The 24,937-nt window shown below is 56.9% G+C and carries 25 protein-coding genes; 21 read left to right on the top strand and 4 right to left on the bottom strand.

All coding sequences use genetic code 11. The features are described from left to right. Positions 1-450: hypothetical protein (locus tag LG31_RS0110785; protein WP_033114477.1), on the top strand; the 450-nt coding region annotated here is incomplete at its 5' end. Here the strand turns inward: LG31_RS0110785 and LG31_RS0110780 are convergent. Next, entirely contained in the window at positions 447-863 is a 417-nt protein-coding gene (locus LG31_RS0110780) for a GNAT family N-acetyltransferase (RefSeq protein ID WP_033114473.1), read from the bottom strand. The two genes, LG31_RS0110785 and LG31_RS0110780, sit on opposite strands and share 4 nt — an antisense overlap. A 158-nt stretch (positions 864-1,021) precedes the next feature. Here LG31_RS0110780 and LG31_RS0110775 point away from each other — a divergent pair, with 158 nt between their 5' ends. Then, complete coding sequence (locus LG31_RS0110775; RefSeq protein ID WP_033114472.1) at positions 1,022-1,522, top strand: SRPBCC family protein; 501 nt, start codon at positions 1,022-1,024, stop codon at positions 1,520-1,522. 196 nt (positions 1,523-1,718) lie between these two features. On the opposite strand, the gene glk is transcribed toward LG31_RS0110775, so the two are convergent. Next, positions 1,719-2,735 carry a glucokinase gene (gene glk / locus LG31_RS0110770; RefSeq protein WP_084059595.1) on the bottom strand — a complete coding sequence of 339 codons (1,017 nt, stop codon included), beginning with the start codon at positions 2,733-2,735 and terminating at the stop codon, positions 1,719-1,721. A gap of 296 nt (positions 2,736-3,031) precedes the next feature. On the opposite strand from glk, the gene LG31_RS0110765 reads away from it, so the two are divergent. The 3 genes from LG31_RS0110765 to befA all read left to right on the top strand — a co-directional run bounded on the left by LG31_RS0110765 (position 3,032) and on the right by befA (position 6,483). After that, a complete protein-coding gene (locus LG31_RS0110765; RefSeq protein WP_005334759.1) occupies positions 3,032-3,886 on the top strand; it encodes a MurR/RpiR family transcriptional regulator in 855 nt (284 codons plus the stop codon). 162 nt (positions 3,887-4,048) lie between these two features. After that, complete coding sequence (gene pyk, locus LG31_RS0110760) at positions 4,049-5,488, top strand: pyruvate kinase (protein WP_033114470.1); 1,440 nt, start codon at positions 4,049-4,051, stop codon at positions 5,486-5,488. A 209-nt stretch (positions 5,489-5,697) separates the two neighbouring features. Next, on the top strand, positions 5,698-6,483 hold the full coding sequence (gene befA, locus LG31_RS0110755) for a beta cell expansion factor BefA (protein ID WP_033114469.1): 786 nt from the start codon (positions 5,698-5,700) through the stop codon (positions 6,481-6,483). Positions 6,484-6,575: 92 nt separating this feature from the next. Here the strand turns inward: befA and LG31_RS0110750 are convergent, their stop codons facing one another. Next, positions 6,576-8,327: an amidohydrolase gene (locus LG31_RS0110750; protein WP_033114468.1), complete on the bottom strand. Its 1,752-nt coding sequence runs from the start codon at positions 8,325-8,327 to the stop codon at positions 6,576-6,578. Positions 8,328-8,393: 66 nt separating this feature from the next. Beyond that, positions 8,394-9,305 (bottom strand): AraC family transcriptional regulator, encoded by a 912-nt coding sequence (locus LG31_RS0110745; RefSeq protein WP_193354227.1) that lies wholly within the window; start codon positions 9,303-9,305, stop codon positions 8,394-8,396. A gap of 155 nt (positions 9,306-9,460) precedes the next feature. Here LG31_RS0110745 and fliE point away from each other — a divergent pair, with 155 nt between their 5' ends. The 16 genes from fliE (at position 9,461) to flhA (ending at position 24,922) form a co-directional block, all read left to right on the top strand. After that, positions 9,461-9,778: a flagellar hook-basal body complex protein FliE gene (fliE, locus tag LG31_RS0110740; RefSeq protein WP_033114467.1), complete on the top strand. Its 318-nt coding sequence runs from the start codon at positions 9,461-9,463 to the stop codon at positions 9,776-9,778. A gap of 62 nt (positions 9,779-9,840) precedes the next feature. After that, positions 9,841-11,544: a flagellar basal-body MS-ring/collar protein FliF gene (gene fliF, locus LG31_RS0110735; protein WP_033114466.1), complete on the top strand. Its 1,704-nt coding sequence runs from the start codon at positions 9,841-9,843 to the stop codon at positions 11,542-11,544. Continuing rightward, positions 11,537-12,598, top strand: coding sequence for a flagellar motor switch protein FliG (gene fliG / locus LG31_RS0110730; RefSeq protein ID WP_033114465.1), 1,062 nt, complete (start codon positions 11,537-11,539; stop codon positions 12,596-12,598). The genes fliF and fliG overlap by 8 nt, the downstream gene beginning before the upstream one ends. A 69-nt stretch (positions 12,599-12,667) precedes the next feature. Next, positions 12,668-13,486, top strand: coding sequence for a flagellar assembly protein FliH (gene fliH, locus LG31_RS0110725; RefSeq protein ID WP_033114464.1), 819 nt, complete (start codon positions 12,668-12,670; stop codon positions 13,484-13,486). A 52-nt stretch (positions 13,487-13,538) separates the two neighbouring features. Further along, on the top strand, positions 13,539-14,870 hold the full coding sequence (fliI, locus tag LG31_RS0110720) for a flagellar protein export ATPase FliI (RefSeq protein WP_033114463.1): 1,332 nt from the start codon (positions 13,539-13,541) through the stop codon (positions 14,868-14,870). 27 nt (positions 14,871-14,897) lie between these two features. Then, complete coding sequence (gene fliJ / locus LG31_RS0110715; protein ID WP_033114462.1) at positions 14,898-15,338, top strand: flagellar export protein FliJ; 441 nt, start codon at positions 14,898-14,900, stop codon at positions 15,336-15,338. A gap of 67 nt (positions 15,339-15,405) precedes the next feature. Beyond that, positions 15,406-17,274, top strand: coding sequence for a flagellar hook-length control protein FliK (locus LG31_RS0110710; protein ID WP_033114461.1), 1,869 nt, complete (start codon positions 15,406-15,408; stop codon positions 17,272-17,274). A 57-nt stretch (positions 17,275-17,331) separates the two neighbouring features. Continuing rightward, a complete protein-coding gene (gene fliL / locus LG31_RS0110705; RefSeq protein ID WP_033114460.1) occupies positions 17,332-17,847 on the top strand; it encodes a flagellar basal body-associated protein FliL in 516 nt (171 codons plus the stop codon). A 7-nt stretch (positions 17,848-17,854) separates the two neighbouring features. Further along, a complete protein-coding gene (fliM, locus tag LG31_RS0110700; RefSeq protein WP_033114459.1) occupies positions 17,855-18,925 on the top strand; it encodes a flagellar motor switch protein FliM in 1,071 nt (356 codons plus the stop codon). Positions 18,926-18,975: 50 nt separating this feature from the next. Next, entirely contained in the window at positions 18,976-19,368 is a 393-nt protein-coding gene (gene fliN / locus LG31_RS0110695) for a flagellar motor switch protein FliN (protein ID WP_033114458.1), read from the top strand. Further along, complete coding sequence (gene fliO, locus LG31_RS0110690; RefSeq protein WP_033114457.1) at positions 19,365-19,751, top strand: flagellar biosynthetic protein FliO; 387 nt, start codon at positions 19,365-19,367, stop codon at positions 19,749-19,751. Before fliN ends, fliO begins: the two co-directional genes overlap by 4 nt. Then, entirely contained in the window at positions 19,738-20,499 is a 762-nt protein-coding gene (gene fliP / locus LG31_RS0110685) for a flagellar type III secretion system pore protein FliP (protein ID WP_033114456.1), read from the top strand. Before fliO ends, fliP begins: the two co-directional genes overlap by 14 nt. A 23-nt stretch (positions 20,500-20,522) precedes the next feature. Beyond that, entirely contained in the window at positions 20,523-20,792 is a 270-nt protein-coding gene (gene fliQ / locus LG31_RS0110680; RefSeq protein ID WP_033114455.1) for a flagellar biosynthesis protein FliQ, read from the top strand. Next, on the top strand, positions 20,789-21,586 hold the full coding sequence (fliR, locus tag LG31_RS0110675) for a flagellar biosynthetic protein FliR (RefSeq protein ID WP_033114454.1): 798 nt from the start codon (positions 20,789-20,791) through the stop codon (positions 21,584-21,586). Before fliQ ends, fliR begins: the two co-directional genes overlap by 4 nt. Beyond that, the gene (flhB, locus tag LG31_RS0110670) at positions 21,579-22,709 is read left to right on the top strand and encodes a flagellar biosynthesis protein FlhB (RefSeq protein ID WP_033114453.1); all 1,131 of its coding nucleotides are present in this window, start codon (positions 21,579-21,581) and stop codon (positions 22,707-22,709) included. The genes fliR and flhB overlap by 8 nt, the downstream gene beginning before the upstream one ends. A 107-nt stretch (positions 22,710-22,816) precedes the next feature. Next, complete coding sequence (gene flhA, locus LG31_RS0110665) at positions 22,817-24,922, top strand: flagellar biosynthesis protein FlhA (RefSeq protein ID WP_033114452.1); 2,106 nt, start codon at positions 22,817-22,819, stop codon at positions 24,920-24,922. The last annotated feature ends 15 nt before the right edge of the window (positions 24,923-24,937 follow it).

Below are 24,937 nucleotides of genomic sequence, written 5' to 3'. Positions count from 1 at the left end.
GTACTGCTGTTTGTCGCGGGGATGTTCATTAACAGCCTGGGATGTCATTACGAACTTCGAATGTCTGCGAATGGCGTCAATTATCATGGGGTATGTCGTTGGGGCAAGATCACCGTGATTGAGGAGGAAGAGTCCACCAAGGAGAAATGGCGGATAACCGGATTTCAACTGACGTTGTTTGACCAGCTGGTATATCTCATCGACAGCAGGGTGCAGCTCCACGAGTCTGGCAAGGACGACTCTTATCTGAACGAATACAATCTCATCCAGTCCCAGTACGCATTGGTTAACTATGCTTGGGTGCCGTTGACGGAAAACAAGGTGGCGATTTTTCAGCGAGATCCGGTACACGAGGTTGTGATTGCCCAGCGTGATGGCTGGTTTGATCTCTACCGCTGGTTCTTTCCCCCAGTACCATTATTGCCAACCAAAGGGCAGAGTGAAGGTTAAGCCTTGATTAGCGTGCACCAGGGGCCGGTAAGATCGCAGTGACCTCTCTCCTCGGTCTCTATCCAGCCAAGCCGGTGATAAAACGCAACTGCTGCAGTATTGCGTGTGGCGACTTTAAGTGAGCCCAGGCCTGTAGCAAGGCCCTGTTCAAGCAGGGCTCGTCCAATCCCGTGGCCATGCCAGTCTGTCGAAACATAAAGATGGTGGACAAAATTATCGGGTTTCCAGATTGCAATAAAGCCGCAGATATTTCCTCCGTGCTCGGCAATCCATATTTCCTCTCCTGCTGTTTGTTGCTCAAAATCATCAAGTTGGAACCTGGCTGGCTCTACCCAATGAAACGTATCTCTGCGACTTTTCAGGAAGAGTTGAGCTAGTTGGGGAATATCTTTTTGTTCCATTGCACGGATCATTGTGACCTCCTTGGTCAGGCTGTGGCACATCTTATGTGTCCTGGTTTTTGTTGTTCAGAAGTAAATGACAAGGACGTGATTAAGCTCTGTCTATTGTCATGAGCATGGGGCTATACTGCCGAAGTCCCCTGTATGGATGGCTTGAGGCTCGCTGATTTATGGACAATAAGCAGATTGAAGGCAACATCTTTGTTCCGGCTCATATAGACGATGTCTGGCATGCCTGGACAACAGAGAGTGGCCTGCGCAGTTTTCTGGCGCCCGAGTGTTTGATGGTTGCCGAACCGAATGGCCCGTTCGAGATCTACTTCAGACCGGATGCTCCGCTAGGGGAGCGTGGCAGTGAAGGATGCCGGGTGATGGCTGTGATGCCCTATGACCTGCTCAGTTTCAGTTGGAATTTTCCTCCCGCTTTCCCGCACATCCGCCAGCAAAAGACTCAGGTTTGTCTGCGCTTTGTACCGGAAGGGCAGGGTACCCGTCTCTATTTCCTGCAAACCGGTTGGGCCAATGATCCAGACTGGGATCAGGGCTACGCCTATTTCCGGGAAGAGTGGCTGGAGACCAGCTTGCCGCGGCTGCAGTACCGCTTTACTCACGGCCCTATCGACTGGAGCAATCCGCCTGACAAGGCGCAGCTGAAGTCGCTGGCGCAGTAATTTGCAGATAAAAAAAACCGGCCAAAGGGCCGGTTGAAACAGTTCAGGCTTGTCAGGTGACAAACGTATCCAGTGGATGAAAGAGGTTTCCACTCCTTGTGAATTCCAGCTCTCTTGGTTACGTGCTGACACTATATGTCTGCCTCACTGAATTGAGGCTGAACCATGGATCATTCAGCCCCGTTTCCATCTTGGATCAGATGGCCATACCCATCGATTGACGCAAGTATGCGCCAGCGCCAAGTAGCCCCGGGCCCTCATGGGTAATGAGGAAAACCGGGATCTCCTTGAGATAGGATTTGAAGCGACCTTTGTCTTCAAACGCCACACGAAAACCCGAGTTGATAAAGAACTCCTTGAAACGCGGCACTATGCCACCGGCGATATAGACGCCGCCGAACGTGCCCATATTGAGGGCAAGGTTACCGGCGAAGCGACCCATCAACACGCAGAAGAGGCTCAGGGTGCGGCGGCAATCGAGGCAGGAGCCAGCCAATGCCCGTTCGGTGATCGCTTTGGGTTCAAGGGCTTCAGGTTCACGCCCGTCTGATTTGACCAGCCCGCGATAGAGATTGACCAGGCCTGGGCCAGAGAGAAAACGCTCGGCCGAGACATGGCCCAACTCGCCGCGCATCACCTGCAAAACGGCATCTTCTTCTTCATTGTTGGCGGCAAAATCTACATGACCGCCTTCACCCGGCAGGCTGAGCCACTGCTCGCCAGCTTTCACCAGATGTGCTACGCCCAGTCCGGTGCCTGCACCATAGATGGCAATAGGTTTCCCGGCAACAGGAGCTGCACCACCCAGCTGGATACGCTCTTCCTCAGCCAGTACCGGCACTGCCATGGAGACGGCGGTGAAGTCGTTGATCACCTGCAGACGGCCAAGGCCAAGGTTTGCCTGCATCTCGCTGATGGAAAACTCCCAGCTGTGGTTGGTCATGGCGACCCAGTCACCGTTGATGGGGCAGGCGATGGCGATACAGGCATCGTTGACCTGAGCCTTGTGTTCTTCCAGATAAAGGCGAACGACCGCTTCCAGAGATGGGTGTTCCAGACCGGAGTAAGTCTTGGCTTGAGAGATAGCGCCGGTGGCCAGTTCGCACAAGGCCAGGCGAGCATTGGTTCCGCCGACATCGCCGACCAGTGCATGGGTATGCTGCATAACAACTCCTTCGTTACAAGGTGTGGACGACCAGTGGCGCCCCGACATTATTATTTGCCGCCAATTCTACCCGAGCCAAAGCGATGGTCGTCTGTTGGAGACGCACAAACGTGCGCCCGCTCACAGTGTTGTTGCTTTGCAACATTTGTAAGCGGTTTCAATCGGCAGTGACATTTTGTAACGAAAAGAACGAAATAATTAGAGATGAGTCATACTTTGTATTGTGGGTGTTAGTTGCGTTAACCGCTTGTCTTGTATAGTCATCAGGTTGATTGGAAACCTGCTTAGCCGTAAATTGAGTGCAAAGACACTGAAGCTAAATTACAAAATGCCTGGTGGTGATGATGAATACCCTTGATAAAATTACAAACAACTTGGAAAGTTTCAGTAAATCAGAGCGCAAGGTCGCCGAAGTGATTTTGGCATCCCCACAGACGGCTATTCACTCCAGTATCGCCGCCTTGGCCAAGATGGCCGATGTCAGCGAGCCGACCGTCAACCGCTTTTGCCGTCGCCTCGACACCAAAGGATTCCCTGATTTCAAACTGCATCTGGCCCAGAGCCTGGCCAATGGCACCCCTTATGTGAATCGTCATGTGGAAGCGGAAGATGGTCCGGATACCTATACCGCCAAGATCTTCGAATCCACCATGGCTTGCCTCGATGCAGCCAAAAACAGCCTGGATATCTCAGCCATCAACCGCTGCGTCGATATTCTTACCCAGTCCAAGAAGATCAGCTTCTTTGGCCTTGGCGCCTCCTCTGCCGTCGCCCGCGATGCGCAGAACAAATTCTTCCGCTTCAACATTCCGGTAGTGAGCTTTGACGACATCGTCATGATGCGCATGAGCTGCATCAACAGCAGCGAAGGGGACGTGGTTGTGCTGATCTCCCACACTGGCCGCACCAAGGCGCTGGTGGAAATTGCTGCGCTGGCTCGTGAGAACGACGCGACCGTCATCGGCATGACTGCTAAGGACTCTCCGCTGGCGCGCGAGTGCAACCTGGTGCTCTCCATGGATGTGCCGGAAGATACCGACGTCTATATGCCTATGGCATCCCGCATCGCTCAGTTAGCGTTGGTTGATGTACTGGCAACCGGTTTTACCCTGCGCCGGGGAATGAAATTTCGCGAAAACCTGAAGAAGGTTAAAGAGGGACTGCGCGAATCCCGCTTCGAAACCCCCCACTCTTCCTGAATGGTCGGGGGCTTTGCCCCCGACTGTCTATGCCACCTGCCTTGGTGTAGTATTGTAATTTAGTAACAAAAGCTACTCAGATGGCTTGCAAACGGGTGCATTGAGCCATTGGCTTGATGGGGCAGAATCTCAACTCGTATCAACTTCATATCGGAGTCTTTCATGCCTAGACGTACAAAGATTGTAACCACACTCGGTCCTGCTACCGATCGCGAAGGGATCCTTGAAGGGATCATCCGCGCCGGTGCCGACATGGTGCGGATGAACTTCTCTCACGGCACTCCTGAAGATCATATCCTGCGTGCCAATCAGGTGCGTGAAATTGCTGCCAAGCTGGGCCGTCACGTTGCCATCATGGGTGACCTGCAGGGGCCGAAAATCCGTGTTTCCACTTTCAAAGATGGCAAGATCTATCTGGCTATCGGTGACAAATTCGTGCTGGATGCGGCCCTTGGCAAAGGGGAAGGTTGTCAGGAGCAGGTTGGTATCGACTACAAGAGCCTGCCAAACGATGTAGTGCCGGGCGATATTCTGTTGCTGGATGATGGCCGTGTGCAGCTGAAAGTAGAGAGCGTTGAAGGCACCCGTATTCTGACCACTGTCACTGTTGCTGGCCCGCTCTCCAATAACAAGGGCATCAACAAGAAAGGGGGTGGTCTCTCCGCGCCGGCACTGACCGAGAAGGACAAGGAAGATATCAAGACTGCTGCCCGTATGAACGTGGACTATCTGGCGGTCTCCTTCCCCCGTTGCGGTGATGACCTGCGTTATGCCCGCGAGCTGGCCCGCGAAGCCGGTTCCAATGCCAAGATCGTGGCCAAAGTTGAGCGCGCCGAAACCGTCGCCACTGACGAAGCGATGGAAGACATCATCCTCGGCTCCGACGCCGTCATGGTTGCCCGTGGCGATCTGGGTGTCGAAATCGGTGACCCCGAGCTGGTTGGCGTGCAGAAGAAGCTGATCCGCTTCTCCCGTCGTCTGAACCGGGTGGTGATCACAGCGACCCAGATGATGGAGTCGATGATCAACGCACCGCTGCCGACCCGTGCCGAAGTGATGGACGTGGCCAACGCCGTGCTGGATGGTACCGATGCCGTGATGCTCTCTGCCGAGACAGCTGCCGGTCAGTTCCCCATCGAGACCGTGACCTCCATGGCTAGCGTGTGTGTCGGTGCCGAGAAGCATCCGAGCCTGAACGTCTCCAACCACCGCATGAACTACACCTTCACTTCTGTCGAAGAAGCGGTAGCCATGTCGACCATGTATGCGGCCAACCACCTGGAAGGAGTCAAGGCGATCGTGGCGCTGACCGAATCCGGTACCACCCCGCTGCTGATGTCCCGTATCAGCTCCGGTTTGCCGATCTTTGCCATGTCTCCGCACAACAAGACTCTGGCCTGGACCAACCTCTACCGCGGCGTTACCCCCGTGCTGTTTGACGGCGACGAAACCAAGCCGGTCTATGAAGTGTGCCGCGATGCGCTGGATGTCCTGAAAGCCAAAGGGCTGCTGCAGAGCGGTGACATGGTGCTGCTGACCCACGGTGACAAGATGGAGACCGTTGGCAGTACCAACACCTGCAAGGTGATGATGGTCGAATAAGCGATTTGACTTGCTGATTATCAAGGCTGCTCCCTTCGGTGAGCGGCCTTTTTTATCACTGAGTAGTGTACCTCTCACTTGCGGGAATGGACTCGAAGATTGCTTATGTCGGAGCCCATCCCGATAATGCGCAAGATTGTCCAAGGTGTTTGCCCTGACCCGCGCGGATAGGTGAATGCCATAAAGCCGAACCAGATGGGAGCAAAAGGATGAAGAATCACAAATGGTTGCTGGGTCTGGCTGTGAGTCTGGCCATCTCCCCCTGCTATGCCGACTGGGCGAAGCTCAAGGCGGCGGCATCCGATCTCGGAAGTGCGTTGAGCGAAACCGGCAAGGAAGTGTGGCAGGATGTCAGCGATTTCTCCAAAAAGAGCTGGGCCTCTATTTCGACCTGGGGTGAGGAGGCGTTCAATACCGCCGGTGTCTGGACTGACAAAAGCATAGCGACCGGTAAGGAGTGGTTGGTTGTCGCCGACAAAAAACTCATGGAAATGCTCAATCCCAAGACGGCACAAGAGGCAAGGATTGCGCTCAACACCATGTCTGATACTGCGCTGATACATCTCTTCAATGAACAACCATCAGCCAAGTTGTTGTTTGACAAGGCTTATGGTTACGCTGTCTTTGACTCGCGTAAGTTCTCCCTGATGCTTCATACCAATCAGGGGGCCGGGGTAGCCGTCAATCGCAAGAGTGGCAAACACACCTATATGAAGATGTTTGGTGCGGGTCTTGCAGCCGGGATCGGTGGCAAGTTTTATCAGCAGGTGATCCTGTTTGAAGACAAGGCCAGATTTGATGCCTTCGTGACTCAAGGTTGGGAGGCCACCTCCGAAGTGGGCGTAGTGGCCGGCAAGGAGAGCGCCGAGCTGACCGCCAAATACAACGGCGGCATGGCCATCTATCAGATTGGCGAGAAGGGGTTGCTGCTCGATGCCAATATCTCCGGATCCAAATACTGGATCGACAAGGACTTGACGGAAACTAGCCGCTAATACCGTCGTTATCGGTTGTTCACTGCACGCCATACGCTTGCCGTGAGTTCGGCCAAAAGGCCCGCAATGCGGGCCTTTTGGTTTTCTCGGGGTCAGCGGGCTGAATAGACCTGTTTACCCTTGAACATGGTCCAGAGCACCTTGGTCTCTTTGATCTGTTCACTTGCCACCTGCTCCAGATTGCGATCCAGCAAGATCAGGTCAGCACTCTTGCCTGCGCTGATGGAGCCAATCTCTTTCTCCCGCCCTATCACCTTGGCGGCGTTGAGGGTATAGGCCTGCAAGATAGCCTGACGGCTGATCTGCTCACTGGCGGGGGGCAGCAAGCCAAGCTCCCCTTGGCGGGTGATCGCGGTATACATGGCGAGGAAAGGGTTGGGGCTGGAGACCGGCCAATCACTGGCACCGGCGATAATAGCGCCGCTTTGCAGCAAGCTGCCTGCCGGATAGAGGCGGGCCAGCAGGGCCGGGTGCACTTTCCCCTCCAGCAGCATGGTGGTCGCTATGTTTTTCCCGGCCCACAGCAGTTGCATCGATGCGGCCACATTGAGCGGTTTGAAGCGGGCAATACTGGCCGGGCTCACGACCTCCAGATGGGTGATGCTGTGCAGCAGGCGATGATCCTGATTGTGGGCCCGGGCATAGGCGATGGCATCGAGAGATTCACGGACGGCCCGATCGCCGATGGCATGAAAGTGAGTGATCAGTTGATGGACATCCGCAGTGCGGATCAGCTCATTGAAACGCTGCTTGTCCAGATCGTCCTTGCCGCTGTAACCGGGGCGGTTGAGGTAGGGCTCGCTCAACTTGGCGGTCTGGGATGGATACTCGATGACACCATCTTGCAGGATCTTGATCCCCACCAGTTTGACGTCCGGGGCATCTTGAAACTGTTGTTGCAGCGCCAATACGTCATCAATGATGGCGGGTGATGCATGGATCCCTACCAGTGCCAGTGCGGATACATGCCCGGTCAGTTTGCCTTCCCGGGAGAGCATGCTGTACGCCGGAAGCAGGCCGGTGTCACGGCGATCCGGTTCGGCGTTGAAGATGGGCGCAAGGGGGCGAATGTTGCTGATAGGGTCCATCCAGGCGGTAATGCCCACCTGATTGAGCTGTTTGGCGGCGGTCATGATGGCACTGGCAATCGTCTCGTCGCTGACGGGGGGCCGCGCCTTGAGGATGGCATCCCACCCGCCTTCCGAGGCAAAGCCATTGAGCTTGCCGGATGGGGTGAGGCCAAAATTACCTTTCAGCGGGGCATAACGACCGGCAAGGGACTCGGCATCAATGCCAGCCTTGCGCAGCATGGCCTGATTGGCCCAACCAGTGTGGGCATCCGAACCGGCCAGCACCACCGGGATCTGCCGGTATTGTGGCCCATTGAACACCTGATTGAGCAGGGGAAGTTGATGCCAATAGTCGAGGGAGACATTGCTGTATAGCTCAACATCACCCAGTGTCAGGCGGGGATCATCTTTACTGCGGGTCAGAAATTGCTGGATCTGCTCAACCTCATTCATGGCATCAGGAAAATTAACCGTCATCCCCTGAAAGCCGGCAAATGCTGCGTGAACATGGCTGTCGATGAGCCCCGGCATCAGGTACTTTCCTTTCAGATCAAGACGCTTGGCATGGCCGCCGAGGCGGTCGCTGACCTCCTGATAGCTGCCGACTGCCACGATCTTTTTACCTTCAATGCCGACCGCTTCCGGGTGAGGGTTCGCCGGATCGCCACTGTAGATGGTGCCGCCAAAGATCAGGGTCTGGCTCTGTGACTGGGCATTGGCGGCAGCGGGAAGCGTCACCAGCAGGCTGGCGAGCAACAGCGTTTTGATATTCATAGGCATGACTCCGTCGCTTCGGAGTCCGAAGATACCGAAGTGGGTAAAGGGAAATGGGGTATCGGCTTATGGGTTGATAAGCGGGATACAGATATCAAACACGTAATGATCCCGGTCGGGGTCCGTGCCCGCGTGGTATTGCTCGTAACACGGGCGATCGTCGCAGTTCAGCCCTTGGCCCACTACCCAGCGAAACGCCGTCTCCCAGCAGGCTGCCAGTTGATCGCCGCGAGCGATAAATTGACATACCGCATAGGGACCCGCGGCGATGGTCTGGGTGGTTAACTGGCGTCCAGTGGGGATCTTGGGCCCCAGCTCGATGCAGACGTCAGTACGGCAGCGGGTCTCATCGGTGATATCGGGGATATCCCAATAGAGACTCAGGGTACCCGCCGGTGTCATCGCCTCGTCTGAGGCAAACAGGGCGAGCAAATCCCGATGGGCTTGCTCGCAGGTCTCCTTGCCATAGGGGCCCAGGCGGCGCATGTACGCCACGCGCCGGGCGGGCATCAGCCTGACGCTTGCCCCCTGCAACAGACCCGGGTGTTCTGTGACCGGGTGCATGACCAGGCCATCATAGGTGTCAAAGGGAAGGGGATCGTTTCCAATCTTGCTTTTCCAGTTTCCTCCCTGTTGCTGGCGGTATTCCGAGGGGCTCATGGCGAAGTGCAGGCGAAAGGCCTTGGCGAAATTCTGGGAGCTGGAGAACCCGGCGGCCAGTGCGAGGGTAGTGATATCGCTCTGGGGTGAGGCGAGCAAGCGACGGGCTGCGCGCTCCATCCGCAGGCGCCGGGTAAATCCGGCAATGGTCTCGCCGACCATCGTCTTGAAAATACGGTGGAAGTGGAAGGTGGAGATGGCCGCCGCCGCTGCGACCTCATCAAGGCTCGGATTGTCATCCAGATGGTGGCTGATGTAGTCCATCGCCTTGAACACAGGTTTGCGATAATCCAGAGCGGACTCCTTGCCAGCCAGCAAAAGTGGGCGTCAGTGTCGGATTTAATCAGAGCCACTTGCCGTTGTCGAACCCGTCTGGCCAGGTCTGGCCACTCATCCTTGCCGTACTTTTAACGCATTGGCACTCTAATTGCTTGTTGCATGCCAGCGTCAATGATTTGTCTGGGGATGGAAAAATGGAAATTAGTGCAAGCAGCCTGATGCAAGAGATGCAGGCACTCAAGGTAGAGGCCGGTGCAACCCCGCTTGCACAGCCGGGCCGTCAGGTCAACTCCGACTTTGGCCTGCTGCTGCAACAGGCATTGGGCAACGTCAACGAATTGCAAGGCGCCGCCAACGATCTGCGCACCCGTTTCGATATGGGTGACAAGTCAGTGGATCTGGCCGAAGTGATGATTGCCGGGCAGAAATCCTCCATCGCGTTCGAGGCCACGGTACAGGTACGCAACAAGATGGTCGATGCCTACAAGACCATCATGAACATGCCGGTATAAAGGATTTCAACGAATCATGACGACCGGGCATCATGAACATGTCAGCAATAAGGACATAAATCGTGGCTACTGACCAAAACGGCGATCTGCTGCTAAACGATGAGGGTACTGCCGCCCTCGATGAGAATGAGCAGAAGAGTTCGGCACTGGGCTTTCTGTCCAATACCGATGTACTGCGCCAGATCACCCTGATCCTGGGACTTGCCATCTGTCTGGCCATTGCCGTGTTCATCCTGCTGTGGGGCAAGGAGCCGGACATGCGTCCCCTCGGCACCTACACCACCCAGGAGCTGGTCAAAACTCTCGATTTCCTCGATCAGCAGAAGATCCCCTACGAGGTGGATGGCAAGAGCGTGCTGGTCAGTGCTGAGAACTACCCCAATATCAAGCTGGCGCTGACCCGTGCCGGTCTGGCCAATGTGACCGACGCCAGCAGTGACGGCGAAGATATCCTGCTCAAGGACTCCAGCTTCGGTGTGAGCCAGCGGATGGAGGCGGAGCGCCTCAAGTTGAGCCGCGAGCGCCAGCTGGCCAGCGCTATCGAGCAGTTCCAGAATGTAGCCAAGGCCCAAGTGCTGCTGGCTATCCCGAAAGACAACGTCTTTGCCCGCAACGAGCGTAAACCCAGTGCGACTGTGGTAGTCAATCTGAAAGGGGCTGCGCTTGGTCAGGGCGAGGTGGACTCCATCGTCGACATGGTTGCCTCTGCCGTCCATGGTCTCGAACCGACTCGCGTCACCGTCACCGACCAGAACGGCCGCTTGCTCAACTCCGGCTCGCAAGATCCCCTCGCTGCCCAGACTCGCAAAGAGTTCGCGATGCAGCAGAAGCAGGAGCTGGAGTACAAACAAAAAATTGACGCGATTCTGATTCCAGTACTGGGGGCTGACAACTATACGGCGGAAGTGGATCTCTCCCTCGACTTCTCCCAGCAGGAGCAGACCCGCAAAACCTACAACCCTGATCTGCCGGCCGTGCGCTCCGAAATGACACTGGAAGAGAACAGCTCCGGTAGCAGCAACGGCGGTGTGCCGGGGGCCCTCAGCAATCAGCCGCCAGCAGCATCCACTATTCCCGAGCAGGCGACTGCCGGTGAGAGTGGCTCCGCTGCCAATGGCCGTTCACGCAAAGAGGCCACCCGCAACTTCGAGCTGGATACCACCGTCAGCCATACCCGTCGCCAGATGGGGGGGATCCGCCGCATGACCGTCTCCGTGGCGGTAGATTACAAGTCGATGACGGCCGCTGATGGCAAGGTGACTCGCGAGGCGCGCAGCCAGGCTGAGCTCGATACCCTGCGTCGTCTGTTGAGCGGTGGTCTGGGTTTTGATGTGACCCGTGGCGATACTCTGGAAGTGGTTGCCATCCCGTTCAACCGCCCTGAGCTTGAAGCCGTGGCTGCCACCCCTGTCTATGATGAGCCCTGGTTCTGGCGTGCTGTGCGCATCGCGGCTTCCGTGCTGGTTATTATCGTCTTGATCGTGACCGTGGTTCGCCCCATGCTCAAGCGGCTGCTCTATCCGGATGCCAAGCCGGAAGGAGAATTGGATTTCGACAACCACACTGTGCTGGGTGGTGACGACGAGTTGAGTCTGCTGGCGGCTCAGGCCGAAGCAGAGCCGGTGTTCGGATTGCGCGATGGTCAGCTCAAGCTGCCTGATCTGCACCGGGATGAAGATTTGCTCAAGGCCGTGCGTGCCCTGGTGGCGAACGAGCCGGATCTGGCCGCTCAGGTCATTAAAGAGTGGGTAACCAAAGATGCCTGAAGAGAATAAGAGCCAGGTCACTGGCAACGACATCACCGACAGTCAGCGCCAGCTTCTGGAGCAGATGTCCGGGATGGAGATGGCGGCAGTGCTGATGCTGAGCCTCAATGAAGAAGATGCGGCCCAGATCTTCCGTCATCTCGAGCCCAAGCAGGTGCAACGTCTCGGTATGTCGATGGCCTCCATGTCGGATTTCAGTCACGACCGGGTCGCGGCGGTACACCGCCAATTCATCGACGATATCCAGAAGTACACCAACATCGGTATCGGCAGCGAAGATTTCGTGCGCAAGGCGCTGGTGGCCGCCCTTGGCGAAGACAAGGCGAGCAACCTGGTGGATCAGATCATTTTGGGTTCCGGTGCCCGTGGCCTCGATTCGCTCAAGTGGATGGATGCCCGTCAGGTGGCCAGCATCATCCAGAACGAACACCCGCAGATCCAGACCATCGTGCTCTCCTATCTGGAGCCGGAGCAGTCAGCCGAGATCCTGAGCCAGTTCCCCGAGCAGGTGCGCCTCGATCTGGTGATGCGTATCGCCAACCTGGAAGAGGTACAACCGGCGGCGCTGCAAGAGCTGAACGACATCATGGAGAAACAGTTCGCCGGTGCGGCGGGTGCCCAGGCAGCCAAGATGGGCGGCCTGAAGGCTGCGGCAAACATCATGAACTACCTCGACACCAACATCGAAGGCCAGCTGATGGACTCCATCCGCGAGTCGGACGAAGAGATGAGCCAGCAGATCCAGGATTTGATGTTCGTGTTCGAGAACCTTATCGATGTGGACGACCGCGGCATCCAGACCATGCTGCGGGAAGTGCCGGGCGATCTGCTGCAACGGGCGCTCAAGGGATCGGACGATCAGATGCGCGAGAAGATTTTCAAGAACATGTCCAAGCGCGCCGCCGAGATGCTGGCAGACGATCTGGAGGCCATGGGGCCGATCCGGGTTTCCGAAGTGGAAGCCGCCCAGAAGGAGATCCTCTCCATTGCCCGTCGTCTGGCGGATGCCGGCGAGATCATGCTGGGTGCCGGTGGTGGCGAGGAGTTCCTCTAAGCCATGGACCACACACTCTACGGTTGTGCCGGGACTGTATCCGGCGGTGGCGAGGAGCTGCGCTAATCCATGAACAACAAACTGCGTGGCTATGTGCGGCCTGATGGAGACGATGCCCGGATCGAAACCTGGGGCTGGCCCGAGATGGAGGTCGAGGCCGAGGTCGAGACCAATGCCCTCGGCCTGGCTCCCGACTGGTATCAGCAGGAAGAAGAGGTCGTCGAGCCGGAACCCGAGCAGGAGCCGACCCCCTCTATCACCGCCGAGGAGCTGGAGGCAATTCGCCAGGCAGCTTGGGAAGAGGGGATGGCAGAAGGGCGTGAGGCCGGTTATGCCAAGGGGCTGGAAGAGGGCAAGCTGGAAGGGTTGCAGCAGGGCCACTCCGCCGGTCTCGAGCAGGGGCGCGAAGAGGGGCTGGCCATGGGGCGCGAGTTGGTGGAGCAGGAGATGGCTCACTGGCAAGCACTGGTAGCCCGGTTGGCCAATCCTCTCAACGAGCTGGATCAGGCGGTAGAGCAGCAGCTTCTCTCGCTGGTGTTGCAACTGGCGCGGGCTCTCATCCGCCATGAGGCCGAAACCTCTCCCCGTATTTTGCTGGAGGCGCTCAAGCAGGGGATTGCCCTGCTGCCTGCCGCCGAACAGGGGGTGACGCTGATGCTGCATCCTGACGATATTGCCCGGGTCGAGCAGGCGTTCGGTGCCGAGGAGTGCGTCAAGCGCCAGTGGCGGCTGCAGAGCGATCCCACCCTCTCTCCCGGCGATCTGCAACTGGCGACCGAGCTCTCCAGCATCGACCTGACTCTTTCCGGACGTATCGATCAGCTGCTGCGCAACTTCTTGCGAGATAATGCGACGCCCAATAACTCCTCGCCGGATCCGCACCCGTAATCAATGCCGGACACTGCTGTCCAGTTGACTGTTTTCTACCTCAGGAGGTCAGATGAGCGGCTCGCTACTGAACCGGTTGCAAGGGTACAAGGTGCGCGATAGCGCCCCCAAACCGCCGGTTGCCGGCAAATTGACCCGGGTGGTGGGGCTGACCCTCGAAGCCATTGGTTGCCGTGCCGCTATCGGTGCTCTCTGTCGTATCGATACCCTTGATGGGGCGTTGGAGGCCGAAGTGGTCGGCTTCTCTGGCGATCGCCTCTATCTGATGCCAAGTGAACAGCTCAAGGGGGTTATTCCCGGTGCCCGGGTGGTACCCATCACCGAAGAGCACGGTATTCCGGTCGGCATGAATCTTCTCGGCCGGGTGATCGATGGTATCGGTCAGCCGCTGGATGGCCTTGGCCCCATTCTCTCCTCCCAGACTGTGCAGTTTGCCCAGCACCGCATCAATCCGCTTGCGCGCCGCCCTATTCATCAGCCGATGGATGTCGGGGTGCGTGCCATCAATGCGGTGCTGACCGTCGGTCAGGGCCAGCGGATGGGGCTGTTTGCCGGCTCCGGTGTCGGCAAATCCGTGCTGCTCGGCATGATGACTCGCGGCTCGGTAGCCGATGTGGTCGTGGTGGGGCTTATCGGCGAACGGGGCCGCGAGGTGAAGGAGTTCATCGAGGAGATCCTGGGCGAGGAGGGGCGTGCCCGCTCCGTGGTGGTGGCGGCTCCCGCCGATGCTTCGCCGCTGATGCGCCTCAAGGGGTGCGAGACGGCGCTGGCCATCGCCGAATACTTCCGCGATCAGGGGCTCAACGTACTGCTCTTGATGGACTCTCTTACTCGTTACGCCCAGGCCCAGCGCGAGATTGCGCTGGCCGTGGGCGAGCCGCCGGCTACCAAGGGTTATCCGCCCTCGGTGTTTGCCAAACTGCCGGCGCTGGTTGAGCGGGCCGGTAACGGCAGCGATGGGCAGGGGTCCATCACCGCCTTTTTCACCGTACTGACCGAGGGGGACGATCTGCAAGATCCCATCGCCGACGCAGCGCGGGCGATCCTCGATGGCCACATAGTACTGTCACGCGAGCTGGCTGATGCGGGCCACTATCCCGCCATCGACATCGAGAAGTCCATCAGCCGGGTCATGCCCATGGTGACTTCGCCGGAACACATGGATCTGGCGCGCACCCTCAAGCAGTTCTACTCCCTCTATCAGCAGAACCGGGATCTCATCACCATAGGTGCCTACAGCCAGGGTTCTGATCCCCGTATCGACCGTGCCATCATCCAGAAACCCTATCTGGATCAGTTCTTGCAGCAGGGGATGCGCGAGGTTATCCCTTATGACGATGGCCTGCAGGCCTTGCAGATGGTGGCGATGCCACTGATGCGTTGATGAGTCGCTGGATGGTGGAGCTGATCCATGAGTAAAGGGTTGATATTGTTGTCGGAACGGCTGGTGGAGGCGGAGCAGCAGTGTGCGCTGGCGCTGGCGAAGGCCCAGCAGGATCTCAAGCTGTTTATGGAGCAGCAAAATGCCCTCAACCAGTATCGCCAGATCTATCACCAGCAGTGGACCGATCGCGGCTTGCAGGGGATCTCTCCGCAGCAGAATGCCCAGTATCACGCCTTTATCAACAAGCTCGAGCAGGCGGCAACCCAGCAGTACGAAGGGGTGTTGCAGGTGCGGCAGGCGCTGGAGCAGCGCCGTGAAGAGTGGCTGGCAGCTCAGCAGCGGCGCAAGGCGGTGGAGTTGTTGCTGGAAAAACAGGCTAGCCGCGAACAGCAGAAGGCCCAGCGTCAGGAGCAGAAGATGCTGGATGAGTACGCTATCTTGCGGCGCTTCCATCAATCTGGCCTGTAACTTGCTTTGAACTGAACATAGTCGGAGGTCATCTCGCAGGGAACCTCCATAATTCAGGGACTCCATCATGATGCAGACAGTGTTGACACAAGCGCCTTCGGCTCAGACGAACGGGTTGGACAAAGCCGCTCTGAACGGTACACCCGAAACTGCAAATATGGATAGCGCCGGTGCCCTCGACAGCAAGGGTGACTTCGCCTCTCTGATTGCGAAGGCGCAGAGCAAGGATAAGGGGCCAGCAGATAAAGGGTCCGCAGAGAGTGCCGTCAACAAATCCGGCAGCAGCGACCGATCAGCCAAATCTTTGGCGACCGAGAGCGATAGCAGCATCAAAGAAGATGCCGAGAAGAAGGGGGACGAGCTGCCTCCCAACGATTTTCTGCTGCGTCTGCAAGACTCCCTCAAACTCGACACCTCTTTGGTAACGCCTCCCGTCGTTGCCGCGGCTCCTGCTGACGGCAATCTGTTGCCGCAAGAGGGTGAGCCGAATGCGCTTGAGGCTGGTGATGATGTCAAACTGAGCGCGACTGACAAGCCGGCGCAGCAATCCTCGGTAGTAGCTGGAACCATGCTGGAGAAGCTTGCTGCGGCGTCCGCACAAGCTGCGTCCACCGCACAGAATAGTGAATCCTCACAGGCTGTAGTTGAAGAAGAGGTAGTTGAGGATACCGGCGAAGGGCAGAGCGCCAGCACACTCAAGGGAGATGCTGAACTCAAGGGGCAGGGGGAACCAGTACCTGCCGCCAAAGGGGATAAACCTCTCTCCGGAGCCGAACGTGTTGCCCAGTTGGCCAAAATAATGCCAACTGGCGAGTCTGCCCCGGTTACCAAACCGGAAACGACTTCTGGTTCGCAAGTCGGGCCCGACAGTGAAATGGATACTGCTCTATCACTGAACAAGGGACAGTCCGCCCAGACGACCCCAGCTCAGGGGCAGAACGAGGCGCTCAAGACCTTCCACGAAGGGCTCAAGCAAGCCGATGGTACGGCCCAGAATGGTGCTCAGAGTGGTACACAAGGTGATGGCAAGAGTGCCGGGCAGCAGACAACGGTAGAGAGTAATCCGGCGCCGACAGCCCAGAGTGCTCGCGAAGGCGCTGCAACTGCTCCCGTCTTTGTCACGACCCAGAGCACTCAGGCGCCTGCTCCTGCCAGCGCGGAACCCGTGATGGTTGCGCCACAGCAGGTGTTGGCACAGGTTGAATCGCAAGGGCCACAGGCCCCCTTGTCGACCATCTCCGCAGGCATTCAGCAGATGGAGGCTGCCGGAGCGAGCCCTCTTCGCAAATCAGCCCAACTCGATGTAAAACCCAAAGTGGATAGTGCCAACCAAAGTGCGCAGGTGACCGAAGCGGCCAGCGAGAGCAACCAGAGTCAGCCGGTGCAACATAGCCAGAACAGCCAGCCGCAGGTGCAGGTTGCCGAAAACCGTACCCTGTCAGCCGCCGAGGGCGCACAGCGCCGCGAGCCGCAGAATTTGCCCCATCTCAAGCTGGCTGGCCAGGAAGCCCCTGTCGAGTTGCATCAGAAGGTTAACCTGATGCTGGCGGACAAGCTGCAGCAGGCGGAGATCCAGCTCGACCCCATCGGCCTTGGCAAGATGAAAATTCAGATCCAGATCGATGCTTCAAGTCAGGCCAGCGTCCATTTCGTGGTACAACATGGACAGACTCGTGAGATGCTGGAGCAGGCGATGCCGCGTCTACGCGACATGCTGGCGGGGCAGGGGATCCAGCTTGGTCAAACCCAGGTGCAGCATCAGTCCCAACAGCAGCAACAGCAAGGTCAGGCAACCTCTGGCGGTCAGGGTCAGCAGGGCCAGAGTGGCGGTCAGTCAGGCTCTGGCAGAGGGCAGGAGACTGGGGATGTGACTACATCTACCCTCAATGTGCTGGTGGAATCGACAAACGGTTCCGGAATTGATTTCTATGCTTGATGCAATCCCGAGTAAGTTTATGATATCGAACAAGTTTGATATGAGGGTGGACAAGGGATGGCAGACGATAACGAATTAACCCTGAAAGACCCGGCCGCGGGCAAGAAAAAGAAGCTGATCATTATCATCGCCCTTGCCGTTATTCTGCTGGGTGGTGGCGGTGCTGGCGCCTTTTTGATGCTCTCCGGCTCGGAGAAACCGGCCGCCGAAGCTGCCGAGGGGAAAGAGGCCAAACCCAAGGAGGAGGCGCCCCAGCCTTCACTTTATGTAGCGATGCCGCGTCCCTTTGTCTTCAACGTGGCTGGCGTGCAGCGAGATCGTCTGGTGCAGATCAAGATCCAGCTGCAGGTGCGCGGAGCCGCCGACGAGACGCTGGCCAAGCAGAATATCCCCCTGATTGAAGGCACCTTGCTGCGGGTGTTCAGCGCAGCAACGGCCGAACAGCTGATGACCTTTGAAGGCAAGGAGAAGCTGCGCAAGGATTCACTGGAAGAGTGTCGCCGGGTGCTCAAGGATCTGGTCTCTTCCCCCGTTATCGAACAAGTGCTGTTTACCGGCTTTGTAATGCAGTAGGTGAAGCGTGAGCGATCTGTTAAGTCAGGACGAAATTGATGCCCTCTTGCACGGTGTCGATGATGTCGAAGAGGAGGAGATAGGCTCGGCGGGAGACCCCGGCGTAGCCCAGTTTGACTTCTCCTCCCAGGACCGCATCGTCCGTGGCCGCATGCCGACGCTGGAGCTGGTGAACGAGCGTTTTGCCCGCCACATGCGGATAAGTCTCTTTAACATGATGCGCCGTACCGCCGAGGTCTCCATCAACGGCGTACAGATGCTCAAGTTTGGCGAGTATGTCCACACCCTGTTTGTGCCAACCAGTCTCAACATGGTTCGTTTTCGCCCACTCAAGGGGACTGCGCTCATTACCATGGAGGCCCGGCTGGTCTTCATCCTGGTGGAGAACTTCTTTGGTGGCGACGGCCGCTACCACGCCAAAATTGAAGGGCGCGAATTTACCCCCACCGAGCGACGCATTATCCAGATGCTGCTCAAGCTGGTGTTTGAAGATTACAAGGATGCTTGGGCTCCGGTGATGGATGTGGGCTTCGAGTATCTCGACTCCGAAGTGAACCCGGCGATGGCCAACATTGTCAGCCCGACCGAGGTGATTGTGGTCAGCTCGTTCCACATTGAACTGGATGGCGGTGGTGGTGACTTCCATGTGGCGATGCCTTACTCCATGCTGGAGCCCATCCGTGAGTTGCTGGATGCAGGCGTGCAGAGCGACAAGGGTGATACCGATGTGCGCTGGAGCAAGGCGCTGCGCGACGAAATCATGGACGTCAAGGTCGAGCTGCGGGCCAAACTGCTGGAGACCGAGCTCACCCTGCGCGAGCTGATGGAAATGCAACCCGGTGATATCATTCCGGTCGAGATGCCGGAAAATCTGCTGGTTTTCGTGGAAGATTTGCCTACTTTCCACGCCAAAATGGGGCGTACCAAGGATCATGTTGCCCTCAAGATCACCGACAAACTCAAGCGTCCGGAAGGGGTCAAGACAGAGATGCATCTGGTGACACGGGGTGGTGTACGTATCGATGGCGAGGCCGAGCTGGAAGAGCTGGAGCGCAGCATTGAGGATCAACAGAGATAATCGACGGTTTATTGCGATAAACGGTCATGAAGTAGCGATAAGGAAGCAAAATGAGCGGAACTGAGGAAGAGGATCTGATGGCGGACGCATGGGCCGCCGCACTGGAAGAGCAGGTGACGGCGGAAGTCAAGCCAGCCCCGCTGGAAGAGTTGAAAGATGACGCTCCCATCAGTGCCGAGGAGCGCCGCAAGCTCGATACCATTCTGGATATCCCCGTCACCATCGCCATGGAAGTGGGCCGCAGCCAGATCAGCATCCGCAACCTGCTGCAACTGAACCAGGGCTCGGTAGTTGAGCTGGATCGGGTGGCTGGTGAGCCGCTGGATGTGCTGGTCAACGGCACCCTGATTGCCCACGGTGAGGTAGTGGTGGTAAACGACAAGTTCGGTATCCGTCTGACCGATGTCATCAGCCAGATCGAAAGGATCAAGAAACTCAAATGATCCGCGCGTTTCCGTTACTGCTGTTGTCCCTTCCCGCACTGGCAGCTGAACCCGGTGCGGGCGCCAATCCGCCTAGCCTCACCTCCTGGTTGCTCTCCAGCCTGATGGTGATCGGCCTTATTCTGGTGCTGGGTTTTTTGCTCAAGAAGAGCAAGATTGCCACCGCCATGGGGGGCGGCCAGATGCGGGTCATCGCCTCGTTGCCGGTGGGGTATAAAGAGAAGTTGCTGGTGGTCAAGGTGGGTGAGCAGCAGTTGCTGGTCGGAGTGACACCGCAGCAGGTCAACTTCCTCTATCGCCTGGAAGAGCCGCTCGATGAAAATCAGTCTCAGGCGTTCTCCCAGCAGCTTGGCAAATTGATGGGCAAGCATGAAAAAAGCTAACTGGATCTGGCTGTTGATCAGCCTGCTGACCCCGCTACTCTTCTCCTCGCTGGCCGTGGCACAGGATGCCATGTCGGCCGTGACCGTCAAAACCATGGCTGATGGTAGTCAGGAGTACAGCCTGACCCTGCAAGTACTGGCGTTGATGACGGCGCTCTCGTTCTTGCCCTCCATGGTGATCATGATGACGTCGTTTACCCGCATCATCATAGTGCTGGGGATTTTGCGTCAGGCGATCGGGTTGCAGCAGAGTCCCTCCAACCAGGTGCTGATCGGTATTGCCCTCTTCATGTCGTTTTTCATCATGTCGCCAGTGCTCGATCGCATCAACAATGAAGCGTTGCAGCCCTATCTGGCAGAGACCATTCAGGCGAAAGAGGCGTTGGAGCGGGCCGAATTGCCTATCCATCAGTTCATGCTGGCGCAAACTCGCATCAAGGATCTCAATACCTTTATGGAGATTGCCAACGTGCAGGTGGAGAAACCTGCCGATGTGCCGCTGCGGGTGTTGATCCCGGCTTTTGTGACCAGTGAGCTGAAAACTGCTTTCCAGATCGGCTTCATGCTCTTTCTGCCGTTTCTGGTTATCGACCTGGTCGTAGCCAGTATCTTGATGGCGATGGGTATGATGATGCTCTCGCCAATGATTGTTTCATTGCCATTCAAGCTGATGCTGTTTGTCATGGTGGATGGTTGGAACCTGATCCTGGGTTCTCTGGCCAACAGTTTCGGACTGGGTACCGGTTAAGCCGGGCCGAAGGAGCAGGCAGTATGAGCCCTGAAACCTTTGTCGACGTATTTCGCGAGGCGCTCTGGCTGGTCACTATTATGGTGACGGCCGTGATCCTGCCCAGCCTTGCTATCGGGCTGGTGGTGGCTATTTTTCAGGCGGCTACCTCCATCAACGAACAGACCTTGAGCTTTCTGCCTCGTCTGATTGTTACCCTGTTTGCTCTTGGTGCTGGTGCTCATTGGGGCTTGCAGAGTCTGATGGATTTCTTTGTGCTGATGGTGAGCCAAATCCCCGAGGTGGTGGGATGACCTATACAACCGCTCTTATCATGGAGTGGTTGTCTTCCATCCTCTGGCCGCTTGCTCGGGTGAGCAGTCTGTTGATGGTGATGGCGGTATTTGGCAGCCGTCTCGCCCCAGCCCGGATACGGATTGGCTTGGCCCTTGCCATTACCTTTCTTGTTTCGCCTCTTCTACCCAAGATGCCACCCATCGAGCTCTTCTCTGTCGGCAGTTTTCTGGTGTTGGCCCAGCAACTGTTGATCGGCATTGCGCTGGGACTGATGACCCAGTTTCTGATGGAGTGTTTCGTGATGGCGGGTCAGGTTATCGCCATGCAGACCAGCCTGGGCTTTGCCACTCTGGTCGATCCCATGAATGGGCAGTCTGCTCCTGTGGTCGGGCAGTTTTATCTGATGCTGGCGACGCTGGTATTTCTGGCGCTAGATGGCCATTTGGTCATGTTGCGGCTGGTCATCCTCAGTTTTGAAACGCTGCCAGTCTCCGATAGTGGGCTCTCTCTGCCCGCAATCCGTACTCTCGCCGGTTTCCTTGGCGTGATGTACCAGGCCGCTCTGGTGATGGCGCTTTCTGCCATTGTCGCGCTGCTGCTTATCAACTTCGCTTTTGGCGTGATGACCCGGGCTGCTCCCCAGCTCAATATTTTCAGCATCGGTTTTGCCGTCAGCATGATGTCGGGTCTGCTTATCCTCTGGCTCACTATTGGCGGCTTTCTTGGCCATTTCGATACCATGTGGGAGCGGGTACAGGAGGTTAGCTGCGAGCTGATTGATACCCAGTGTCTGGGGGGCGCTCATGGCTGATACCGATCAGGAACGTACCGAACAACCCACGGGCAAACGACTGCAACAGGCCCGTGATAAAGGGCAGATTGCACGTTCAAAGGAGCTGGGTACCGCCAGTGTCCTGTTGGCAGGTGTGTTCGGATTGCTGATGCTCAAGGGATCACTCGCCAATGCCATGGTGAAGGTGTTGACGACAGGCTTTACTCTTGATCGGGAGCAGGCCTTCGACCCCAACGCCATGCTTGCCATGGTGCCTGCATTGCTGGGGGAATTGCTCCTTCCGCTAGGTCAGCTCTTTGCGTTGGTTGCGATAGTCGCTTTTATTGGCAATATCCTGATGGGAGGGATGAACTTCTCGACCGAGGCGATGACGCCCAAGTTCAGCAAGTTGAGCCCGCTCAACGGTCTGAAGCGGATGTTCGGTGTGCAGTCCCTGATCGAATTGATCAAATCGATCGCCAAAGTGGTCTTTATCACGCTGTTTGCCTGGTGGATGCTTTCCAGCCAGTTCAACCATCTGCTCAATCTCTCGATGGAGGGGTACCCCGGTGGCATCATAGATGCGCTCGAACTCTTTCTCTGGATGCTGATAATTCTCTGCTGTTCCCTCCTGCCGATCGTGGCTATCGATGTGCCATTTCAGAAATGGAACCACATGCGTCAGCTCAAAATGACCAAACAGGAAGTGAAGGACGAATTCAAGGACAGTGAGGGTAAACCCGAGGTGAAAGGACGGATCCGTCGTCTGCAGATGGAGATGGCTGCGCGTCGGATGATGGGAGAGGTTCCGAAGGCGGATGTGGTGATCACCAACCCGACCCACTACTCGGTTGCCCTCAAATATGAGGCAGGCAAGCCAGGCGCCGCACCCAAGGTCATCGCCAAGGGGACTGACGAGGTGGCGATGAAGATCAGGGAGATCGCCCGTGAGTACAATATTCCCATCATGCCCTCTCCCGAGTTGACTCGTGCCATCTACCATTCCACCGAACTTGGGCACGAGATCCCTGAGGGATTGTTTGCGGCCGTGGCTCAGGTGCTGGCCTATGTCTTCCAGCTCAAGAAGTTCCGCCGTGGACATGGCCGTCGTCCGCAACCGCTGGCTAAAGATCTTCCTATCCCGCCTGAATATCGCAAATGACAAAGATCTGACACTGTCAAAATAAAATGATTTAAAATCAATGAATTGAATTCTTGGCTTGATGTTTGCTTTAATCTGGAACCAGCGAGTAAAGATCGAGAAAAGCGATGGAATTCAAGGCAACATTGGGCCGCTTAAAAGAGTACAGATGGCTGCTTGGCAAAGGGGTCGGTACCCCGTTGCTGGTGCTGGCCTCTATGGGAATGGTGGTTTTGCCCATCCCGCCTCTGATGCTGGATATCCTTTTCTCCTTCAATATCGCGCTCTCCATCGTGGTGTTGCTGGTTGCCGTCTACACTCGCCGTCCTCTGGAGTTTGCCGCTTTTCCTACCGTACTGCTTATCGCAACCTTGCTTCGTCTGGCGCTTAACGTTGCCTCTACCCGGGTGGTCTTGCTGGAAGGCCACAACGGCAGTGCAGCTGCGGGGCACGTGATCGAGGCCTTCGGTAACGTGGTGATCGGTGGCAACTATGCAGTCGGCATCATCGTCTTCATGATCCTGATGATCATCAACTTTGTGGTGGTCACCAAGGGTGCAGGCCGCATCTCCGAGGTGAGTGCCCGCTTCACCCTGGACGCAATGCCAGGCAAACAGATGGCCATCGATGCCGATTTGAACGCTGGCCTTATCAATCAGGAAGAAGCCAAAAAGCGTCGCCAAGAGGTAACTCAGGAGGCTGATTTCTACGGCTCCATGGATGGTGCCTCCAAATTCGTAAAGGGGGATGCGGTTGCGGGCATCATGATCCTCGGTATCAACATTCTGGGGGGCTTCATCATCGGTATGGCCCAACACCAGCTCACCTTGAGCGAATCGGCCCAGATATACACTCTGCTGGCTATCGGTGACGGTCTGGTTGCACAGATCCCCTCTCTGTTGCTCTCTATTGCTGCGGCTATCATAGTCACCCGGCAAAATACCGATCAGGATATGGGGACTGCGGTTCTGGGGCAGCTGTTCGACAATCCCAAGGCGCTGATCATCTCATCCGGCATTTTGCTGACGATGGGGCTGGTACCCGGGATGCCGCATTTTGCTTTTCTGAGTCTGGGAGGCGTTGCTGCCGCGGGGGCATGGTGGCTGCTGCGTCGTGAGAAGCTGGCGGCTGCGCGTGCAGCCAAGGGCGAGTTGATGCCGGCAAATGCCGAGCAGCCTACCCATGAGCAAAAAGAGCTGAGCTGGGACGATGTGATGCCGGTCGATGTTATTGGTCTGGAAGTTGGCTATCAGCTCATTCCACTGGTGGATCGCAATCAGGGTGGCGAGTTGCTCAACCGGATTAAAGGGGTGCGCAAGAAACTGTCTCAGGAGCTGGGTTTCCTGGTTCCAGCGGTACACATTCGCGACAATCTTGATCTGGCGCCCAATCAATATCGGATCACCTTGATGGGGGTCAGTACCGGCGAAGCCAACGTTTACCATGATAAGGAGATGGCCATTAACCCGGGTCAGGTCTTTGGCCAGGTGCAAGGCATTGCTGCGCGGGATCCAGCCTTTGGACTGGAAGCTGTCTGGGTTGCCAAGGATCAGGTCTCCCAGGCACAGACTCTGGGCTATACCGTGGTGGATACGGCCACCGTGGTTGCCACCCATCTTAGCCAGATCCTTACCAACCATGCCTCGTTGCTGCTCGGTCACGATGAGGTGCAACAGCTGCTCGACATGATTGGCAAGCACCAGAGCAAGCTGGTTGAAGGATTGGTACCTGAAGTCATCAGCATGGGTAACCTGGTGAAGGTATTGCAGAATTTGCTCAATGAAGGCGTGCCAATTCGCGATATGCGCACTATCCTGCAGACCCTGGTGGAGTACGCACCCCGTAGCCCGGATCCGGAAGTGTTGACAGCCGCCTGTCGGATTGCCCTGCGCCGCCTGATCGTGCAGGAGATTGCCGGCCCGGATCCCGAGCTGCCGGTGATTACCTTGGCCCCAGAACTGGAACGTATATTGCATCAATCCTTGCAGGCAGGTGGCGGTGATGGGGCTGGTATTGAGCCGGGTTTGGCGGAGCGGATGCAGCGCTCACTGGTGGAGGCCACACAGCGGCAAGAGTTGGAAGGTCAACCAGCCGTGTTGCTGACATCGGGTATCTTGCGCAATACCCTGGCCAAATTTGTAAAGAATGCAATTCCTGGATTGCGCGTTCTGTCGTATCAGGAAGTGCCTGATGACAAGCAGATTCGTATCGTCAGTGCAGTCGGACAGAACTAGTTAGCGGAGATGACG

It is taken from the genome of Aeromonas lacus, assembly GCF_000764665.1.
GTDB lineage: Bacteria > Pseudomonadota > Gammaproteobacteria > Enterobacterales > Aeromonadaceae > Aeromonas > Aeromonas lacus.
This window is presented reverse-complemented; position numbering and strand designations above follow the sequence as displayed.

What these genes read in the sequence shown, in the direction of transcription:
- LG31_RS0110780 (WP_033114473.1), bottom strand. Translation starts at nt 863, where the DNA reads ATGATCCGTGCAATGGAACAAAAAGATATTCCCCAACTAGCTCAACTC.
- LG31_RS0110775 (WP_033114472.1), top strand. Translation starts at nt 1,022, where the DNA reads ATGGACAATAAGCAGATTGAAGGCAACATCTTTGTTCCGGCTCATATA.
- glk (WP_084059595.1), bottom strand. Translation starts at nt 2,735, where the DNA reads ATGTCGGGGCGCCACTGGTCGTCCACACCTTGTAACGAAGGAGTTGTT.
- LG31_RS0110765 (WP_005334759.1), top strand. Translation starts at nt 3,032, where the DNA reads ATGAATACCCTTGATAAAATTACAAACAACTTGGAAAGTTTCAGTAAA.
- pyk (WP_033114470.1), top strand. Translation starts at nt 4,049, where the DNA reads ATGCCTAGACGTACAAAGATTGTAACCACACTCGGTCCTGCTACCGAT.
- befA (WP_033114469.1), top strand. Translation starts at nt 5,698, where the DNA reads ATGAAGAATCACAAATGGTTGCTGGGTCTGGCTGTGAGTCTGGCCATC.
- LG31_RS0110750 (WP_033114468.1), bottom strand. Translation starts at nt 8,327, where the DNA reads ATGAATATCAAAACGCTGTTGCTCGCCAGCCTGCTGGTGACGCTTCCC.
- fliE (WP_033114467.1), top strand. Translation starts at nt 9,461, where the DNA reads ATGGAAATTAGTGCAAGCAGCCTGATGCAAGAGATGCAGGCACTCAAG.
- fliG (WP_033114465.1), top strand. Translation starts at nt 11,537, where the DNA reads ATGCCTGAAGAGAATAAGAGCCAGGTCACTGGCAACGACATCACCGAC.
- fliH (WP_033114464.1), top strand. Translation starts at nt 12,668, where the DNA reads ATGAACAACAAACTGCGTGGCTATGTGCGGCCTGATGGAGACGATGCC.
- fliI (WP_033114463.1), top strand. Translation starts at nt 13,539, where the DNA reads ATGAGCGGCTCGCTACTGAACCGGTTGCAAGGGTACAAGGTGCGCGAT.
- fliJ (WP_033114462.1), top strand. Translation starts at nt 14,898, where the DNA reads ATGAGTAAAGGGTTGATATTGTTGTCGGAACGGCTGGTGGAGGCGGAG.
- LG31_RS0110710 (WP_033114461.1), top strand. Translation starts at nt 15,406, where the DNA reads ATGATGCAGACAGTGTTGACACAAGCGCCTTCGGCTCAGACGAACGGG.
- fliL (WP_033114460.1), top strand. Translation starts at nt 17,332, where the DNA reads ATGGCAGACGATAACGAATTAACCCTGAAAGACCCGGCCGCGGGCAAG.
- fliN (WP_033114458.1), top strand. Translation starts at nt 18,976, where the DNA reads ATGAGCGGAACTGAGGAAGAGGATCTGATGGCGGACGCATGGGCCGCC.
- fliO (WP_033114457.1), top strand. Translation starts at nt 19,365, where the DNA reads ATGATCCGCGCGTTTCCGTTACTGCTGTTGTCCCTTCCCGCACTGGCA.
- fliP (WP_033114456.1), top strand. Translation starts at nt 19,738, where the DNA reads ATGAAAAAAGCTAACTGGATCTGGCTGTTGATCAGCCTGCTGACCCCG.
- fliQ (WP_033114455.1), top strand. Translation starts at nt 20,523, where the DNA reads ATGAGCCCTGAAACCTTTGTCGACGTATTTCGCGAGGCGCTCTGGCTG.
- fliR (WP_033114454.1), top strand. Translation starts at nt 20,789, where the DNA reads ATGACCTATACAACCGCTCTTATCATGGAGTGGTTGTCTTCCATCCTC.
- flhB (WP_033114453.1), top strand. Translation starts at nt 21,579, where the DNA reads ATGGCTGATACCGATCAGGAACGTACCGAACAACCCACGGGCAAACGA.
- flhA (WP_033114452.1), top strand. Translation starts at nt 22,817, where the DNA reads ATGGAATTCAAGGCAACATTGGGCCGCTTAAAAGAGTACAGATGGCTG.